The organism is Microbacterium sp. B24 (genome assembly GCF_000333415.1).
In the GTDB taxonomy this organism is placed as follows: Bacteria; Actinomycetota; Actinomycetes; order Actinomycetales; family Microbacteriaceae; genus Microbacterium.
In genome coordinates this window covers 1-1,514 of the sequence record NZ_BADB01000178.1, presented here as the reverse complement: position 1 = coordinate 1,514, position 1,514 = coordinate 1, and the positions used below count along the sequence as shown (strand labels likewise).

Here is a 1,514-nt window from a genome sequence, read left to right as displayed (position 1 = left end):
GGTCGTGCCGATCGGCCGTGTGTGCGGCACGGGCATGGGAATGGCGTGCACCCACGTCACCGTCGACACCTGCAGTCCTTCGGCGAGGCCCACGACGGTCTCGGTGAACGCCTCCCAGGCGAAGTCCGGCTCGTAGCCGGCCAGGAGAACGAACGGCTGCCCGAGTGCATCGTGCGCCAGTGAGAGTTCCAGCCGGGGCGGACGGTAGTCGGCGAGATGGTCGGCGTCGAAAGTGATCGTCGGCCGCCGCGCACGATAGTCGAGCAGCACGTCGGCCGAGAACCTCACGATCGGAGCCGGCTCGAGGTCGTCGCGGAACATCTCCACCATCTGCGAGACGGCGCCACCGGCATCCGTGAAGCCCGTCAGCACGATCACCAGCGGAAGGCCGGCAGGGACCGGTGGGGCCGACACCACACGCTCGTAAAGGGGACCGCTCAGGGGCATGAGACAACTGTACGAGCCTTCCTCAGGCGGAGGCCCGCGTGCCGCTGACAGCGAACACGCCGCGCGCGGCTCGCCGCCATCGGACGTCGCCGGTCCCGGACGACGCAAACCTAGGATGGAGGTCATGGCGTTTCCCGAGCTGTCGTACACGACCGATCCGCTGCGTGAGACGAAGGCCGATGCCCTCGTGCTCGCCCTCCCGCCCCTCGACCACGATCGCGGGGCGCTCGCGCAGTGGCCGGGCCTGGCCTCGGCCCTGGAAGCCGTCGGCTACTCGGGTGCGCTCGGCAGCACGGTGCGCGCGTACGCCCCGGAAGCGACGTCACTGCCCCTGATCGTGGTCGGCACGGGGCCCTCGCCCGACACCGCCGCCCTGCGTGAGGCGGTCGGCGCCGCACTGCGGACCACCACCGGCTTCGACACCGTGGCCGTCGAGGTCCCGGGAGTCGATGAGGACGGGTGGGGAGCAGTCGCGGAGGGTGCAGCGCTCGGCGCGTACCGCTTCGACGGATACAAGTCGGTTGCCTCGCCTGCTCGTGCGTCGCACGTGATCATCCGCGGTGAAGGAACCACGGTCCCCTCGGCGCTGGTTCGTGCGCAGGTCGTCGGCGATGCGGCCGCACTCGTCAAGGACCTCGTGCACACCCCGGCCGAGTGGCTGGGCCCGCAGGATGTCGCGGACGCTGCTCGGGCCGCGCTGTCAGAACTCCCCGTGGACGTCGTCGTCCTGGACGAGAAGCAGCTCGCCGCCGACGGTTACGGGGGCATCCTCGGTGTCGGTCAGGGATCGGACCGCCCCCCGCGTCTCGTGCGACTCGAATACGCACCCGCGGATGCCGAGCGCCACGTCGCGATCGTGGGCAAGGGCATCACCTTCGATACCGGCGGCCTCTCGCTCAAGCCGGCCGCGGGAATGGTGGGCATGAAGTACGACATGGCCGGGGCCGCGACCGTGCTCGCCGTCGTCCGCGCGGCCGCACAGCTTCGTCTTCCGGTGCGCGTGTCGGGATGGCTCTGTCTGGCTGACAACATGCCCTCGACTCTAGAGGATCCCCGGGACCGAGCTC

General features: G+C 70.2%; 2 protein-coding genes. One reads left to right on the top strand and one right to left on the bottom strand.

Annotated elements, in window-relative coordinates; genetic code table 11:
* Window positions 1-447 (bottom strand): PAC2 family protein (locus I5I_RS04565; protein ID WP_036316943.1); only part of this gene is annotated, 447 nt, incomplete at its 3' end.
* Window positions 448-571: 124 nt separating this feature from the next.
* Here I5I_RS04565 and I5I_RS04560 point away from each other — a divergent pair.
* Window positions 572-1,514 (top strand): leucyl aminopeptidase family protein (locus I5I_RS04560; protein WP_036316947.1); only part of this gene is annotated, 943 nt, incomplete at its 3' end.